At 65.3% G+C, this 15,486-nt stretch carries 14 protein-coding genes; 11 read left to right on the top strand and 3 right to left on the bottom strand.

Annotation, left to right across the window (positions count from 1 at the left end; translation table 11 throughout):
- The first annotated feature begins 93 nt into the window (after nucleotides 1-93).
- Nucleotides 94-756, top strand: a complete 663-nt coding sequence (locus AC0L2P_RS12870) for an MFS transporter (protein ID WP_473501612.1) — start codon at nucleotides 94-96, stop codon at nucleotides 754-756.
- Entirely contained in the window at nucleotides 714-1,280 is a 567-nt protein-coding gene (locus AC0L2P_RS12865; RefSeq protein ID WP_473501611.1) for a hypothetical protein, read from the top strand. Before AC0L2P_RS12870 ends, AC0L2P_RS12865 begins: the two co-directional genes overlap by 43 nt.
- A 9-nt stretch (nucleotides 1,281-1,289) precedes the next feature.
- On the opposite strand, the gene AC0L2P_RS12860 is transcribed toward AC0L2P_RS12865, so the two are convergent.
- The gene (locus AC0L2P_RS12860) at nucleotides 1,290-2,762 is read right to left on the bottom strand and encodes an MATE family efflux transporter (protein WP_473501610.1); all 1,473 of its coding nucleotides are present in this window, start codon (nucleotides 2,760-2,762) and stop codon (nucleotides 1,290-1,292) included.
- A 128-nt stretch (nucleotides 2,763-2,890) separates the two neighbouring features.
- Nucleotides 2,891-4,372 carry an esterase-like activity of phytase family protein gene (locus tag AC0L2P_RS12855; protein WP_473501609.1) on the bottom strand — a complete coding sequence of 494 codons (1,482 nt, stop codon included), beginning with the start codon at nucleotides 4,370-4,372 and terminating at the stop codon, nucleotides 2,891-2,893.
- Nucleotides 4,373-4,609: 237 nt separating this feature from the next.
- Between AC0L2P_RS12855 and AC0L2P_RS12850 the strand changes: the two genes are divergently transcribed.
- The 6 genes from AC0L2P_RS12850 to AC0L2P_RS12825 are packed head-to-tail and all read left to right on the top strand — an operon-like array spanning nucleotide 4,610 to nucleotide 11,041.
- Nucleotides 4,610-5,599 (top strand): TIM barrel protein, encoded by a 990-nt coding sequence (locus tag AC0L2P_RS12850; protein ID WP_473501608.1) that lies wholly within the window; start codon nucleotides 4,610-4,612, stop codon nucleotides 5,597-5,599.
- Between the two features lie 40 nt (nucleotides 5,600-5,639).
- Nucleotides 5,640-6,698 carry a sugar ABC transporter substrate-binding protein gene (locus AC0L2P_RS12845; protein ID WP_473501607.1) on the top strand — a complete coding sequence of 353 codons (1,059 nt, stop codon included), beginning with the start codon at nucleotides 5,640-5,642 and terminating at the stop codon, nucleotides 6,696-6,698.
- 57 nt (nucleotides 6,699-6,755) lie between these two features.
- Nucleotides 6,756-8,282 (top strand): sugar ABC transporter ATP-binding protein, encoded by a 1,527-nt coding sequence (locus AC0L2P_RS12840; protein WP_473501606.1) that lies wholly within the window; start codon nucleotides 6,756-6,758, stop codon nucleotides 8,280-8,282.
- A 16-nt stretch (nucleotides 8,283-8,298) separates the two neighbouring features.
- On the top strand, nucleotides 8,299-9,276 hold the full coding sequence (locus AC0L2P_RS12835; RefSeq protein ID WP_473501605.1) for an ABC transporter permease: 978 nt from the start codon (nucleotides 8,299-8,301) through the stop codon (nucleotides 9,274-9,276).
- Entirely contained in the window at nucleotides 9,273-10,148 is an 876-nt protein-coding gene (locus AC0L2P_RS12830; protein WP_473501604.1) for a MurR/RpiR family transcriptional regulator, read from the top strand. The genes AC0L2P_RS12835 and AC0L2P_RS12830 overlap by 4 nt, the downstream gene beginning before the upstream one ends.
- On the top strand, nucleotides 10,145-11,041 hold the full coding sequence (locus AC0L2P_RS12825; protein WP_473501603.1) for a ribokinase: 897 nt from the start codon (nucleotides 10,145-10,147) through the stop codon (nucleotides 11,039-11,041). Before AC0L2P_RS12830 ends, AC0L2P_RS12825 begins: the two co-directional genes overlap by 4 nt.
- 31 nt (nucleotides 11,042-11,072) lie before the next feature.
- Here the strand turns inward: AC0L2P_RS12825 and AC0L2P_RS12820 are convergent, their stop codons facing one another.
- Nucleotides 11,073-12,098 (bottom strand): LacI family DNA-binding transcriptional regulator, encoded by a 1,026-nt coding sequence (locus AC0L2P_RS12820; protein WP_473501602.1) that lies wholly within the window; start codon nucleotides 12,096-12,098, stop codon nucleotides 11,073-11,075.
- A 196-nt stretch (nucleotides 12,099-12,294) separates the two neighbouring features.
- On the opposite strand from AC0L2P_RS12820, the gene AC0L2P_RS12815 reads away from it, so the two are divergent.
- The 3 genes from AC0L2P_RS12815 to AC0L2P_RS12805 all read left to right on the top strand — a co-directional run bounded on the left by AC0L2P_RS12815 (nucleotide 12,295) and on the right by AC0L2P_RS12805 (nucleotide 15,353).
- Nucleotides 12,295-13,329, top strand: coding sequence for a Gfo/Idh/MocA family protein (locus AC0L2P_RS12815; RefSeq protein WP_473501601.1), 1,035 nt, complete (start codon nucleotides 12,295-12,297; stop codon nucleotides 13,327-13,329).
- Entirely contained in the window at nucleotides 13,329-14,234 is a 906-nt protein-coding gene (locus tag AC0L2P_RS12810) for a sugar phosphate isomerase/epimerase family protein (protein WP_473501801.1), read from the top strand. Before AC0L2P_RS12815 ends, AC0L2P_RS12810 begins: the two co-directional genes overlap by 1 nt.
- 105 nt (nucleotides 14,235-14,339) lie before the next feature.
- A complete protein-coding gene (locus AC0L2P_RS12805) occupies nucleotides 14,340-15,353 on the top strand; it encodes a substrate-binding domain-containing protein (protein ID WP_473501600.1) in 1,014 nt (337 codons plus the stop codon).
- Nucleotides 15,354-15,486: the final 133 nt, after the last annotated feature.

Genomic DNA, 15,486 nt, shown 5'->3' with positions numbered 1-15,486 from the left:
GTCGGAGAGGGGGAACGGCTGACGCGAAAAGGCGTTGGGGTGTCAGATCCCCGAACAGCAAAAGGTCGAAAAATGACAGCTCACGCTCAAGTCATGACGCGCGATCACGAACTCGGCGGCAGCGCCGCAGCGGCCGCCGTGGCTGCCACGATCGCGGCTCTTTTCGCCGGCAGCACGGCGCTGACGCCGCTTTACATCATCTACAAACAGGTCTTCGGCTTCTCGCAGATCACTTTGACGCTGGTCTACGCCGTCTATGTCATCGGCAATCTGGCAGCGCTTCTGATGTTAGGGCGTGTGTCCGATGTCATCGGGCGCCGGCCAATGGCATTGGCCGGGATGGCGATGGCCCTCGTCAGCGCGGTGGTTTTCCTGTTCGCCGAAAATGTCGCCTGGCTGGACGTCGCCCGAATTCTGAGCGGACTGGGAATCGGAGTCGGCGCGGGTACCGGCACCGCCTGGCTGGCCGAATTGCTCCCGACCGACGACAAGTCGCAGGCGGCGACGATTGCCACCAGCACCAATTTTCTCGGCCTCGGCCTCGGTGCGCTGGGGGCCGGGTTGCTCGCCGAATACGCGCCTTGGCCGCTCAGGCTGACATTCGTCGTCTATCTGGCGATGCTCGCGACTGTAATTCTGCTGATCTGGCGTACGCAGGAACCGTTTCGCGGCCGGGGAAACTGGCTGATGTTTCGATGCGGCCGCGGCTTTCCGTGCCTGATGACATTCGCGCGAGTTTCGTTGCGCCGGCGGTGACCGGCTTTGGCGCAATGGCGCTGGTCGGCTTTTATGCAGCACTCGCGCCGAGCATCCTGGCGCAGCAGCTGCAGCTAACCAACCATGCCGTAGCCGGCGCTCTGTTGTTTGAATTGTCGATCATGGCGGCCGCCACCATTGTGGCGACGACGCGTCTTTCGAGCCGAGCCACGATGGTTGCGGCACTTGCGCTGATGATCCCGAGCGTCGCGCTGGTCGTTGCGGCGCAGGTATTCGCTTCGATGGCCATCATGATCGCCGCGACCGCTCTCTGCGGTATTGCCTCGGCGCTCGGCTATCGCGGCGGCTTGCAAGTGGTGAACGAGATCGCGCCGGCGGACCGGCGTGCCGAAGTGGTCTCGGCCTTCTTCATCTGCTGTTTTTGCGGCAACGCGCTGCCGGTCATCGGCATCGGCGTCCTGTCAACCATGGCAAGCTCGACCGTGGCAAGCCTGGCCTTTGCCGGCATGATCGTTATCTTTTCCCTGGTGGCGCTTGGGTTCGGCGCGAAATACGCGCGCTGAGCCGACCTTTTAGCCGTTCGGCGTCTCGGGCGAAAGATGCGCGCGCTGGCGCGGTACGCCGAGGCCAGTATCCGGCGGTTCGCCGGCAGCCGGCCGGCTCTCGATCATGTGCACGCTGCGCCAGCGGCCGAAACGATAATAGGCCGCCGCCAGCATGAGCGAGGTTATCGAGCCGGCCGGAAAGCTCCACCACAGCGCCTCCTCGCCAATCACGCTTCGGAAGAGATAGGCGAAGCTGGTGCGCACCAGCAGCACCGAGATTACTAGGATGATCAGCGGCGGCATCACCGCGCCGGTGGCACGCACGGTGGCGAAGAGTACGATGGTGATGCCGAACAGGATGAAGGACCAGGACGCGATCTTGTTGATGTGAGTGGCGATGTCGATTGCTGCACTGTCGCTGCCGAGGAAGAGGCTGAGCACGGCTCGATCGAATACGAACAGCAGCGCGACAAGAACGCCGGTAAGCACAAGGTTGAAGCCGACGCCGGAGACGGCGATGCGGCCGATCCGGTCCCAGCGCCCGGCGCCGACGTTTTGCGCCGCCATGGACGACACCGCGGCACCGATGGCGAGCGCCGGCATCTGGATATAGGTCCAGAGCTGTGCGGCTATGCCGTAGGCAGCCGCGACCTGCGAGCCGTAGGCGTTGACCATACCCATCACCGTCAGCGCCGCTGCCGAAATGACGATCATCTGCAGGCCCATCGGTACGCCCTTGAAGACGACAATGCGCAGCAGCGCCGGGTCCGGCCGCAGCAGAGCCAGATTAGCGCCGGCCAGCCGCAGCGGGTGCTTGCGCGCATAAAGCACGATCAGGATGGCAACCACGCTTACCATCTGGCCGATCAGTGTCGAGGTGGCCGCGCCGGCGATGCCGAGTTCGGGGAACGGGCCGATGCCGAGGATGAGCAACGGGTTCAAAACGACGTCGAGCACGACCGCCAGCGCCATGAATAGGAAAGGCGTGCGCGAATCGCCGGCGCCGCGCAGCACGGTCATGACGAAGGACAGCAGGTTCATCGTCGGCACGGCGAGGAAGATGATGCGCAGATAGGAGCGCGCTAGCGGCAAGGCATCGGCCGGCGTGCCGAGCGCATCGAGGATCGCATCGACCCAGATCCAGCCGCAGACCGCGAACACCACCGAGACGAGGAAGAAGAAGGTGGCGCTTGTGCCGACGATGCGCCGGGCTTCAGGCAGATCGCGGGCGCCGACGGATTGCGCGACCAGGATGGTCGCCGCCATGCCGATGCCGAACACCGTGCCGAGGATGAGAAACAGCACGAGGTTTGCATTGGACGTGGCGGTCAGCGCCGCTTCGCCGAGGAAACGGCCGACCCACACGGCATTGACCGAGCCGTTGAGCGACTGCAGCACATTGGAGCCGAGCGCCGGCAGGGCAAACAGCAAAAGCGTGCGCGGGATAGGCCCACTGGTGAGGTCGCCGGTCCGCCGGCGGGCGGGTATCTTCTCGTCCATGGCGGGTAGCTCGGCATGGTCCAGGTCAGGCCCGCGATGATATCGCAGGCCGATCTGCTATGCACCCTTCCAAGTCACCGTTTCCAGGGCGGGGCGGTGCGGGTGCCAAGCCCGCCCGCAAGGCACAGTTACTTGCTGGCGAGGCCGTGAAGCGTGACCTGATAGACCAGGAACATGGTGTCGACATCGGCGCCGTCCTCGGCCTTGTAAGGCGCGCCGACCTGGAAACCATCCTGGGTAAGGAAGTCGTTATCGTTGGCGACGAACAGGAAATAGTCGTCGGGTAGCTTCGGGTCGAGCACGCTCACCACCGACATCGCCTCCCACTTTTCCGAGAGGTTGTCGCGGTCGTTGGGGGCGCCATTGTGTAGGCCGAAGCGGCCGAGCTCACCCTTGTCGTTGACGTCGATGAACGGCGTCAGCTTGGCCGGCGTCACCGACGGGTCGAGCACGCCTTTGGGCGCGACCGGCTTGTCGGCGGCGTCAAAAGGGCTACCGGCGATGTCAGTCGCGGCGGAGACGTCGACGATGTCGATCTCGCGGTAGAGCGAGGTGTCGCCCTTCAGGCCTTGGCCGTTGTTGCTGTCGCGCGCCATCATCAGGAAGGCATTTGCCGACAGCGCCACGATCTCGCTCTGCGCCGCCACCTTGGTCTTGCCCTTGGCATCGGTGAACACCGGCAGCGGCACGACATATTCATGCCCCAGCTTAAGGTGGGCAGGGTCGGAGACGTCGTAGACCAGCGCCCTCGTGTTCTGGCGCGTAGCGGGCGAATCGCCGCCATCCTGGCGCGGCGCCGACTGCAATACGGCGACCAGGAACTTGCCGTCCGGCGTCAGCGCCATGCCTTCGAGGCCCTGGTTGTTCTGGCGGCCGGTTTCGGGATCCTTCGGATCTGGCTCGGCGGCACCAGGTCCCGGATTGTTCGAGGCAAAGTTTGGCGTGCCCTGGCGCATCGGCACCAAGGCGGCCGGCGGCTGGGTCGCGGACATCAGATGGCCATCGGCGGAGAAGCGGTAGATGTTTGGGCCGTATTCGTCCGAGATGAACATGGTGCCGTCGGGCAAGCGCGCGATCGCCTCTGTGTCGAGCGCGAGCTTGCCATTGGCTTCGGGCAGCAGCGGCATTTCGTCGGTGGCGGCGCGCACGCCGTTGAGCGGATCGAGGCCGGTGGCGTCGGCGCCCTTGTCGTCGGTCAAAAGCATGGTGTCGGCAAGCGTCGCCTTGAGGCCCGACTGTTCCTGGCCGGCGGTAGGCACTGCACCCGGCGCGATCGGGGCGAACTCGATTGTAATCGTATTGAGGCGCGGCCGGTAATCGGTGGTGCCAACGACATTATAGCCGCGGTCCGGCAACAGCCACAACGAGCCCTTGTAGCCGTCGGCGCCATGCGTCCACCCGGCAGCGTCGATCGCCATGCCTGAGCCGGAGCCGAACGTCTCGCCGAACTTGTCCTTCTGGCTGGCCGGGATGCGGCCGACGCCGACCAGCCCCTTGCTGACGAAGCTGACGCCGCCGACGGTCGCGGCGTTTTCAGCCAAGGCCGGCGTCAAGGCGGTGAACATCGCCAGGGCGACGGCGAGGGACGCGGTTCGGTGCAGGTTTTTCATGGAAATCCTCTTTGAGACAAAAGCTGTCGGGATGTGAAAAAGCGCCGCGTCGTATCGAGGATGCCGCGAAAGCCTTCGGAGAAGCGATCTAGGACGCGAACATGATACTTGCGTGACAGGGCCGCTTGCTTGTCCCGCTTGGCCTAGGTATGGCGAAATTCGTCGGCGCCGAGCGAGCAATTAACAACTTTACAAATAATCATTCTTGTGTAAAGTTATGGCAATGAAAGGTTCCCGATGACAGCCTATCGTTTCGCCACCCGCCTCAATTCCTTTGCCTCGCGGCCGCAGGCGGAGTGGCCTGATCTTGTCGGCAAGCCGTCCATGCTGCAGATGGCGGGGCGTGCGGCGAAGGTTGCGGAGTTGACCGATCTCGACCTCAACTTCCCCGACCATGTCGATGAAAAGCCCGCCGAAATGGCTCGCAAACTCAGCGATCTCGGGCTTTCCATCAATGGTTTCGCCATGCGCTACTACTCTAACCCGGCGTTCAAGCTCGGGGCCTTCACCAATTCGGATCCTGCTGTTCGCCGCGAAGCCATCGACCTGACCAAGGCCGGCATCGACGCCACCCGCAACGCCGGCGCCAGCCTGATGACGCTGTGGCTCGGACAGGATGGCTTCGACTACGCCTTCCAGGCCGATTATGCGACGCTCTGGCAACACGAAATCGATGGAATTCGTGAAGTTGCAGCGCATGATCCGGATTGCCAGATCAGTCTGGAGTACAAGCCCAACGAGCCGCGCTCCTACAGCCTGATACCCGACGCGGCGACGACGTTGCTGGCGATCCGCGAGATCGGCCTGCCCAATCTCGGCGTCACCCTCGACTTCGCCCATGTGCTCTATGCCGACGAGCAGCCGGCCTTTGCCGCAGCTCTCGTGGCGCGTCATAGCAAGCTGCTCGGCGTGCATCTCAACGACGGCTACGCCAAGCGCGACGATGGCTTGATGGTCGGCGCGGTGCATACGCTGCAGACGATCGAGCTGCTCAGGCAGATCCGCCGCGACGGCTACGCGGGGGCAATCTACTTCGACACGTTCCCAGACATGACCGGGCTCGACCCGGTCCACGAATGCGAAGTCAACATCGCCACTGTCAAGCGCATGCTGCGCGTCGTCGATCGGCTGGACGGGGACAATCGCCTGTCCACTGCCGTCGACCGTCAGGATGCGGTCGCCTCGCAGGCGATTATCCAGGAAGCCATGCTCGGGCCGGACAGCTGAGGCCGGCGCCATCACCGTTTTTCAACAAGGGAGGAAGACCATGAAATTTCTGTTTGCCACCGCCACTGCTGCCTTGATGGCGCTGTCCATAGGCTCGTCGTTTTCCGCGGACCTCGCGCCGCTCAATTCCGACACCGAGAAGGATCGCATCGACTGGTCGCAGCTCGAGGCCAAGTTCGGTGCGTTCCCCAAGCTGCCCGACGACACCAAGGCGGGCGCCGTCTCCAAGACGCTGACCAACGAATACTGGCGCTCGCTGGGTGAGGGCTACAAGTCGTTCGGCGACCGCGTCCCTGTCCCGATCGTCTACCAGGCGGCACAGAGCGAGGGCGACCAGCTCGGCCAGCTCACCATCGCCGAAGGCCTGGTCACACAGGGCTACAACGTGCTGCTCGTTTCTCCGCAGACCGACTCCAACCTGCAGCCGATCATGGAACAGGCCAAGGCCGCCAACGTGCCGGTGGTCAACGTCAATGACGCGGTCATCCCGCAGGCCGAGCACTATGTCGGCAATGTCCAGCGCGACAATGGCGTGCGCGTCGCCAAATGGTTCATCAAGAACCGGCCGGATGGCGGCAAGGTCGCCATCGTCGAAGGCCAGGCCGGCGTCTATGCGGCCGTCCAGCGCACCGACGGCTTCAAGACCACAATCACCGAAGCCGGCAAGTTCGACGTCGTCGCCAGCGTCCCCGGCAACTGGGATCGCCAGACCTCCTACGACGCGGCCACCAACATCCTGCAGCAGCACCCCGACCTGATCGGCTTCTATGCCAACAATGACGGCATGGCGCTGGGCATCGTCGAGGCGGTCAAGGCCGCCGGCCTGCAGGACAAGGTCGCGGTCTTCGGCACCGACGGGATTTCCGACGCCTATGCCTCGATCCGCGCCGGCGAGCTGACCGGCACCGTCGATTCGTTCCCGGTGCTGACCGGCGAGGTGGCGCTGGAATCGGCGCTGCGGCTGGTGGCCGGGCAGAAGCTGCCGCGCGTCGTCGCCACGCCGCAGGCGCTGATCACCAAGGACAATGCCGACCGTTACTCCGGCGACGGCGACGCCGTGCGCAAGGCGCTGCTCGAGGACGCGGCTGCGGGCCAATAGAGCTGGGGCGGCGGGTGCCGGCCTTCGGTCGGCATTCTTGCCGGGAGAACTGAAGCAATGTCAGCGCGGCTGCAATTCGAGGGCATTTCCAAAGTGTTTCCGGCCGTGCGGGCGCTGAGCGATGTGTCCTTTTCGGTCGGCGCCGGCGAAATCCATGGCTTGCTTGGCGAAAACGGTGCCGGCAAGTCGACGCTGCTGCGCATCCTGTCGGGAGTCTACCGGCCGACGGCGGGAAGCGTGCTGATCGACGGCAAGCCGGTGACGCTGAACAACCCGGTCGCGGCGCGCGCCGCCGGTGTGGCGATGATCCATCAGGAATTACAGCAGGTGCCGCGCCTCAGCGTCGCCCAGAACATGTTTCTCGGCCATCCGCTGACGCGCGGCGGCGTCTTCGTCGCACGGCGCGAGCAGGAACGCCGTGCTGCGGAAGCCCTCGCCGCCATCGACCCGACCATCGATCCGGCAGCCCCGCTCGGCAGCCTGAAGGTGGCGCAGCGGCAGATCGTCGAGATCGCGCGGGCGCTGCTCGACCGCGCCAGGATCGTGGCGATGGACGAGCCGACGTCGAGCCTGACGCCGAGCGAGTTCGAACGACTGGCCGAGGTGATTGCCGGTCTGGCGCGCGACGGTGTCGCCGTCGTCTATGTCTCGCACAAGCTGGACGAGGTGTTCGGCATCTGCCAGCGCGCCACTATCATGCGCGACGGCGCCGTGGTCGAAACCGTCGATCTCGCACAGGTCTCGGAAAAGGCCGTCGTTTCGATGATGGTCGGCCGCGAGCTTGCCCAGGAACAACACTGCTCGCATGCTTCCGCCGAGATCAGGCTGAGCGTGCGCGGCCTCGCCTCGGCGACCAAGGTCCATGACGTCTCGTTCGAGCTGCATCGCGGCGAGGTGCTGGGCATTGCCGGCCTGGTCGGTTCGGGCCGCACCGAGCTGCTGCGATTGCTGGCCGGCGCCGACCGGGCCTCATCAGGCACAATGGAGATCGACGGCAAGGCGATAAAACTTTCCATTCCGCGCGACGGCATCGCCGCCGGCATCGGCCTGGTGCCGGAGGAGCGCAAGCGCGAAGGCATCATGCCGTTGCGGTCGATCTCCAGCAACATGGCGCTGGCCTCGATGGGCGTGTTCGCGCCGCGGGGCGTCATCGACCACCGCCGGCTGAAGCGCGTGGCAGCCGACAAGATGAAACGCGTCAATCTCAGGCCGTTCCTGCTCGACCGGCCGATCCGCCTGTTCAGCGGCGGCAACCAGCAGAAGGCGATCATCGGCCGCTGGCTGGCGGCGGGAACGCGGATCCTTCTGTTCGACGAGCCGACGCGCGGCATCGATGTCGGCGCCAAGGCGGAGATCTACCACCTGATCGAGGAGCTCGCCGCCGAAGGCCATTCGGTAATCGTCGTTTCGTCCGAGTTGCCCGAGGTGATCCGGCTCGCCGACCGCGTGCTGGTCATGCGCGACGGCACGGTCGCCGCCGAACTGGGCCGCGCAAGTCTCAGCGAACACGCGATCGCCGCGCACGCCATACCCCAAACGGAGATTAAGGCCGGCAAGGCACAAGGCCATCGGGCCGGTGCATAACGGACAGGACCAGCGGATGACCGATATAACCCAACACACAGCAGCGCGCCCAAGGGCAGATTTCCTGCACCGGTTTTCCGTGCGCGACGCCGGCACGCTGATCGGCCTGGTGGTGATCCTTGCCGTCTTCGGGGCGCTGGTCCCCGGCTTTTTTGCCGAGCGTAACCTGATCAACATCCTGCAGCAGTCGAGCATCAATGCCTGCCTGGCGTTGGGCATGACGCTGGTCATCATCTCGGGTGGCATCGATCTGTCCGTCGGGCCGACGGCAGCTCTTTCGGCCGTCATCTCGGCCTCGATGCTGGTTGCCGGCGTGCCGTTTCCGCTGGCCATCGCCGCTGGCTTCGCCATCGGCCTTGCCTGCGGACTGCTCAACGGCGTGCTGGTCGCCTATGTCGGGCTGCAGCCCTTCATCGTCACGCTCGGCACGCTGAGCACCTACCGAGCGCTGGCGCTGATCTATACCGGCGGCAATCCGGTGCTCGGCTTGCCTGCCGGCTTCCGTGCCATCTTCAACGGCTCGCTGTTCGGATTGCCGTTGGCGGTCATCATCGTGGCCGTGGTCGCGCTGATTGCCTGGATCATCCTCAAGAAGACGCCGTTCGGCGAATATCTGCTCGCCGTCGGCGGCAATGAGGAGGCGGCCTACATAGCCGGCGTGCCGATCGCCCCCACCAAGATCGCCGCCTACATGATCTCGGGCCTGCTGGCAGCGCTTGCCGCACAGATCCTGATCGGCCGGCTGGGTGCTGCCGAACCCATCCTCGGCAATCTCTGGGAACTCGACGCCATAGCAGCGGCGGCGATCGGCGGTGCCTCGCTGATGGGCGGCAAGGGCAGCGTCGTCGGCACGATCCTGGGTGCCGTCATCCTCGGCAGCATGCGCAACGGCCTGACGCTGATGAACGTGCAGTCCTTCTATCAGCTCCTGGCAACTGGCCTTATAATCCTCGCCGCGATGCTTATCGATCGCGTGACGAGGGGACGTGGATGACCTTGACCGGGCTGGACCTGAAAGCAGTAGGACCGCGCATCCGCATGATGATGCCGCATCTGACGCCGCTCGAGGCGAAGGTGGTTGAAACCGTGTTCGGACGGCGCGGCTTCGACGAGACCATACCGCTCAAGCAGATCGCCGAGGAGGCCGGTGTGTCGGAGGCGATGGTGGTCAAGATCGCCAAGAAGCTCGGTTTTTCCGGCTATCGCGATTTCCGCACGGCGGTCTATGAATACAGCCGCCTGCCGACCGCCGAGATGCACCAGGAGCTGTCGGTGGACGACAGTTCGGCCGAGATCGTGCAGAAGGTGTTCCGCACCTCCATCCAGGCGCTGGAGGAGACGCTCGCCATCCTCGACATGGACGATTTCGACCGTGCCGCCGATCTTCTCTACCGCGCCAGGAACCGCGATTTCTATGGCGTCGGCGGCTCGGCGCAGATCGCACGCGACGTTTCGCACAAATTCCTGCGTATCGGCATCCGCACCTCTGTCTACGACGATTCGCACATGATGCTGATGTCGGCCTCGCTGCTCGGCGCCGACGACATTGCTGTCGGCTTCTCACATTCCGGCAACACCAGCGCCGTCATCGACGCCATCCAACTTGCGCGCAAAAGCGGCGCGCGCACGCTGGCCATCACCAACTACGACAACTCGCCATTGGCAGCCGTAGCCGACATCGTGCTTTGCTCGACCGCCCAAGGCTCGCCGTTGATGGGTGAGAACGCAGCGGCGCGCATTGCCCAGCTCAACATTCTCGACGCGCTGTTCGTCGCGGTCGCGCAACGCGACTACCAGGCGGCGGAGCGCAATCTCGGCCGCACCGCGTCTGCGGTGACGTCGAAACGGAAAGACAGGGGCACATGACGGCTTCCCCGCCGCTGGTGACCGTATTCGGCAGCCTGCATTACGACATCATGGTCGAAGCCCCCGATCGCCCACGCAAGGGCGAAACCGTGACCGGCCATGCCTGGCATCCAAAATTCGGCGGCAAGGGCGGCAACCAGGCGGTGTCGGCAGCGCGGGCCGGCGTGCGTGCGGCAATGATCGGAGCCGTCGGCGATGACGATTTCGGCCGGGCGCTTCTCGACAATCTCGACCGCAACGGCGTCGACCAGCGCTTCGTGCGGGTCGCTTTCGCTGCCGACTCGGGCATGAGCGTAGCGATTTTCGACGACAGCGGCGACTATGGCGCGGTGATAGTCTCGGGCAGCAACCTCACTCTCGGCGAAACGGACATTGCGGAGGCGGCCGAGCTGATCGCGCAAACGGCGGTGCTACTGCTGCAAAACGAGGTGCCGGAAGCCACCAACATTGCCGCGGCGCGGGCGGCGAAGACACGTGGCGGCCGCGTCGTTCTCAATGCGGCGCCGGCGCGAAAGCTGACAGCCGAATTGATCGCGCTGACCGACATCGTCATCGTCAACGCCATCGAGGCGGAATTCCTGGCCGGAGTTCCTGTCGTCGACACGCTCGAGGGTGCTGCGAAGGCGGCTGGTATGCTCGTCGGTTCCTATCCGGCTGCCATCGTTACCGCCGGCGGGGAGGGGGTCGCCTATTGCCACCGCAACGGCCTGGCGTTCGCCTTGCCCGCGATGCCGGTGAAGGTGGTCAGCACGCACGGCGCCGGTGATGAATTCGTCGGCGCCTTCGCGGCGGGGCTTGCGCGTGGAGAGCCTGTCGAGGCAGCGCTTGCCGCCGCCAATGCCGCAGCGGCCTTGCTGGTCGCAACGCCGGAGCGCGAGCGCGGCGGGCCTTGATCAATCCGAGCCTGCCCAGTGACCGCCGCGCTCAATCGCTGTCGCGCGCGATTAGTTCCAGCGGCCAGACTTCGCGGATGATGCGGGCGCCTTCGGTGCCGGCGAAGGCCGGGATCGATGCCAGCAGCATTTCGGCCAACCGCTCGCCCATCGGCTCCAGCGCCGGACGGAAGCCGGTCAGCGCCGGCGAGAAATAGCGGCAAAGCGGCGTGTCGACGATGACGATCACCGCGATGTCGTGGCCGGGCTTGATGCCCGCCTCGGCCAGGGCCTTGCAGCCGCCAAGCGCCATCGCGTCATTGTTGAAGATGATGGCGGTCGGCGGGTCCTTGCAGCGCATGACCTTGGGCGTCACCGCGTAGCCGCCGGCCTCGTTGATGAAGCCGTCGGCGATCAGCTCGGGGTCGAATTCGATGCCGTGCCGCCGCAACGCGTTGCGATAGCCGGCGAGGAACAAATAGCCGAAATTGAGGTCGAGCGACGGGCGGATGGCGGCGATGCGGCGGTGGCCGCGCGCGACGAGGCGATCGACCGCGTCAGCCCCGGCTTTTTCGAAGTCGAGGTCGAGCGAGGGGTAGGCATCGCCGCCGGAGCGGCTGCGGCCGAGCGTCGCGAACGGGAAGCCGGCCTGGGTCAAGTAGTCGATGCGCTCGTCCTCGCGCCGCGTCCAGGCCAGCACCACCGCATCCGCCCGCCGGGTCTCGACGACACGGCGCAGGCGCTCCTGCTGATAGTCGCCCGGCGCGCCCATCACCACGATCAGGTCGAGCCCGCTTTCGGCGAGCTTGGCCTGCAGCCCGGTTAGGAACGGAATGAAGAACGGCTCGCCATATTCCTGGTCGCCCGGATGCGGCTGCAGCATGAAGGCGATCGAATGGGTGGCGCCGCGCCGCAAACTGCGGCCGGACTGGTTCGGCGAATAATTCAGCTTCTTGGCCGCATCGAGCACGCGCTGGCGTGTGTCGGCATTGACGTCGGCGCGGCCGTTGAGCGCGCGCGACACCGTGCCGATCGAAATATTCAGGTGACGTGCAAGGTCGTGAATACTGGACGCCAAAGGACAATTCTCCCCCGTGCCTGGCTAGCACCGGCAGCTCTCCGGGCCAAGCCGACACCACGTTTTTCGCTATCGGCCAATTGACATTCTACGCCACCGGGTGTGTTCTCGTAAACGTTTACGGAAGAACGTTTGCGGTCCTGCCGTGAATGCCGTGACGATCCGGTCTGGAGGGGCCGAGAGGGAGGAGCACTGGATGATCAATGTCGTCCTGGTCGGCTGCGGAGCGATGAGCAAGGCCTGGCTCGATGCGGCCAGGCAGATCGACGGGCTCACTATTGTCGGCCTGGTTGATCTCGACGCCGAAAGGGCGCGGGCAAGGGCGCGCGAATACGAGCTTTCGGGCGCCATCATCGGAACCGACCTCGACGCCGTGCTCCACCAGACCAGGCCCGACGCGGTGTTCGACGTGGTGGTTCCCGCCGCCCGCCGCGAGGTCGCGCTTTCAGCCTTTGCCCATCATTGCCATCTCTTGACCGAAAAGCCGCTGGCCGACAGCCCGGACAATGCGCGTGCCATTGTCGAGGCCGCCCGCAGCGCCGGGCGTATCCATGCCGTCGTGCAGAACCGCCGCTATGTCGCCAATGTCAGGCGCATCCGGCGCTTTCTCGATTCCGGCGCCATTGGTGCGCCAACCAGCATCCACGCCGATTTCTTCGTTGCGCCGCATTTCGGCGGTTTTCGCGAAGAGATGCGCCATGTGCTGCTGCTCGACATGGCGATCCACACATTCGACGCGGCCCGCTACATGGTGGCCGGCGAGCCGGCCGGTGTCTATTGCCAGGAGTGGGAGCCGGCCAATTCCTGGTATCGGCAAGGGTCGTCGGCCACCGCAAGCTTCGACCTCGGCGGCGGGAAGCTGTTCACCTATGCCGGCAGCTGGTGCGCGGCCGGCTTCCGTACCAGCTGGGACAGTACATGGCGTATTGTCGCCGAGCGCGGCAGCATTGTCTGGGACGGCGAGGACGGGCTGAAGGCGGAAATCGTGCGGCCGGTCCGTGAAGGCCTGTTCGACCGCACCGAACCGATAGTCGTGCCGCCGCTCGACCCGGCCGATCGCGTCGGCGGCCATCTCGGCATCATCCAGGATTTCGTTCGCGCTGTCGAAACCGGCACCGAGCCGGAGACGCGCGGCGCCGACAATATCAAGAGCCTGGCCATGGTTTTCGCTGCGATCGAGAGCGCCGAAACCGGGCACCGGGTCGCCATCGCTGCACAGGAAGGATCATGATGCCAAACCCGCTGCTCGACATCAGGATCGGCACCATGGTGCGGGCCAATCTCGACGACCCGGCCGCCTATGTCAGGCAGATCCTGCCGCTCGGCTTCGAGAGCATCCAGCCGTTCTTCTGGCAGACGCTGGGCGGCAAGGACATTCCGCGATTGGCGGGCGATATCCGCGAGGCGATCGGCGATGCCGATGTCGTCGTCTCCTCGCTCGGCGTGTTCGGCAATCCGCTGGAGAGCGGTGAAGTCGATCGTGGCGTGCTCCAGGCGTGGGAAACGATCATCGACAACGCGCATCTGTTCGGCACCAACATGGTCAGCGGCTTCACCGGCCGCATCCGCGGCAAGCCGTTGCCCGACAGCCTGCCGCGCTTCCGCGAGGTCTGGGGGAAGCTGGCAAAGCGGGCCGCCGACAAGGGCGTGCGCATCGCCTTCGAGAACTGCGCGATGGACGGCAACTGGGCGAGCGGCGACTGGAACATTGCCCATAATCCGGACGCCTGGGAGCTGATGTTCAACGAAGTGCCGGACGACAATCTCGGCCTTGAGTGGGAGCCCTGCCACCAGCTGGTCTACCTGATCGACCCGATCCCGCAGATCCGCAAATGGGCGTCGCGCATTTTCCATGTCCATGGCAAGGACGCGACCGTGCGCTGGGACGTGATCCGCGAACATGGCGTGTTCGGCCGCCTGCCGTTCGTTCAGATGCGCACGCCGGGCTTTGGCGACAGCGACTGGACACGGGTGATCAGCGAGCTGCGGCTGGCCGGCTACAAGGGTGCCATCGACATCGAAGGCTGGCACGACCCGGTCTATCGCGGCGATCTCGAGATCACCGGCCAGGCGCGTGCGCTGGATTATCTCCAACAATGCCGGGGAGGCGCGAGCTACCTGCCGAACCCGGTGTGAGAACTCGGCCGGCGGGAGGTGCCGGCCAGCGAAAGATTGCGGCGCGTTGCCGAAGCGATCGTCGAAACCCCTCGGCTAGCGAGGGAACAAAGGGAGGATAAGTGCATGAGCATTACGATGAGAAGGACAGTTCTGCGCTCGACCGTCGCGGCGGCCGCGATGGCGCTCGCCGCGGCACTCTCGACCTTGCCGGCGCAGGCGCTCGATGCCCAGTGGTGCAAGGATGTCCATATCCGTTTCTTCGTCGGCGGCGCGGAGGGCGATGCGTTCGGCACGATCGTCTATAATGGCGCCAAGCAGGCGGCGGCCGATCTCGGGCCCAAGGTCGACTACATCTTTTCCCAGTGGGATGTCGAGAAGATGGTGCAGCAATTGCGCGAGGCTGTCGCGGTCAAGCCTCAAGGCATCGCCATGATGGGCCACCCGGGCGACGCCGCGATCATGCCGCTGGCCGAACAGGCGCACAAGGACGGCATCAAGATGATGTACCAGAACGTGCCGGTGCCGAAGGTTACGGCGGCGTTCGGCGGCGGCTATGTCGGCGCCCAGCAGGAGCAGCAGGGCCGCGCGCTCGGCGCCGAGGCGCTCAAGCTGGCCGGGCTCAAGGCAGGCGACAAGGCGATCATGATCGGCCCGTTCGAGAACGAAAGCCGCGGCGCGCGCGAGCGCGGCACGGTCGCCGCGCTCAAGGAGGCCGGGGTCGAGGTCATCCAGCTCTCCTCGCCGCCGAGCGGCGAATGGGCTTCCGATCCCAACCTGGCCATTCCGGTGATCACGGCAGCGCTGCTCAACAATCCCGACGTCAAGGCGGTCGGCTATCCCGGCGGGCAGATGCTGGGCAATGTGCCGACCTACATGCAGGCGGCCGGCAGGAAGCCGGGCGATATCTTCAACTTCGGCTTCGACACCAGCCCGCAGATCGTCGAAGGCTTCAAGGGCGGCTGGGTGCAGCTGACGGCCGACCAGCAGCCGTTCCTGCAGGGCTATCTGCCGATCCTCAGCCTCTGCCAACAGGTGGTGCTTGGGCTGGCGCCGATGAATGTCGACACCGGCGCCGGCTTCGTCACACCGCAGAATTACGAGATCGTCGCCGAGCTAGCCAAGCAGGCGCTGCGCTGACCTCCCAAGCCGTGGGGGGGGGGGGGGGCCCCCCCCCCCGGGCCGGGGGGGGGGCGCCGCCCCCCCCCCCCCCCCGGCCCCCCCCCGCCCCCCCCCGCCACGAACAGGCGGGCCGCAGCCAAAAGCAACGGCA

This window comes from Mesorhizobium sp. WSM4836, assembly GCF_055811815.1.
The sequence above is the reverse complement of the archived record's forward strand: the minus strand, read 5'-3'. Positions and strand labels throughout refer to the sequence as shown.

Excerpts from the sequence above, each read along its gene's own strand:
- AC0L2P_RS12870 (WP_473501612.1), top strand. The coding sequence starts at position 94 with ATGACGCGCGATCACGAACTCGGCGGCAGCGCCGCAGCGGCCGCCGTG.
- AC0L2P_RS12860 (WP_473501610.1), bottom strand. The coding sequence starts at position 2,762 with ATGGACGAGAAGATACCCGCCCGCCGGCGGACCGGCGACCTCACCAGT.
- AC0L2P_RS12855 (WP_473501609.1), bottom strand. The coding sequence starts at position 4,372 with ATGAAAAACCTGCACCGAACCGCGTCCCTCGCCGTCGCCCTGGCGATG.
- AC0L2P_RS12850 (WP_473501608.1), top strand. The coding sequence starts at position 4,610 with ATGACAGCCTATCGTTTCGCCACCCGCCTCAATTCCTTTGCCTCGCGG.
- AC0L2P_RS12845 (WP_473501607.1), top strand. The coding sequence starts at position 5,640 with ATGAAATTTCTGTTTGCCACCGCCACTGCTGCCTTGATGGCGCTGTCC.
- AC0L2P_RS12840 (WP_473501606.1), top strand. The coding sequence starts at position 6,756 with ATGTCAGCGCGGCTGCAATTCGAGGGCATTTCCAAAGTGTTTCCGGCC.
- AC0L2P_RS12835 (WP_473501605.1), top strand. The coding sequence starts at position 8,299 with ATGACCGATATAACCCAACACACAGCAGCGCGCCCAAGGGCAGATTTC.
- AC0L2P_RS12830 (WP_473501604.1), top strand. The coding sequence starts at position 9,273 with ATGACCTTGACCGGGCTGGACCTGAAAGCAGTAGGACCGCGCATCCGC.
- AC0L2P_RS12825 (WP_473501603.1), top strand. The coding sequence starts at position 10,145 with ATGACGGCTTCCCCGCCGCTGGTGACCGTATTCGGCAGCCTGCATTAC.
- AC0L2P_RS12815 (WP_473501601.1), top strand. The coding sequence starts at position 12,295 with ATGATCAATGTCGTCCTGGTCGGCTGCGGAGCGATGAGCAAGGCCTGG.
- AC0L2P_RS12810 (WP_473501801.1), top strand. The coding sequence starts at position 13,329 with ATGCCAAACCCGCTGCTCGACATCAGGATCGGCACCATGGTGCGGGCC.
- AC0L2P_RS12805 (WP_473501600.1), top strand. The coding sequence starts at position 14,340 with ATGAGCATTACGATGAGAAGGACAGTTCTGCGCTCGACCGTCGCGGCG.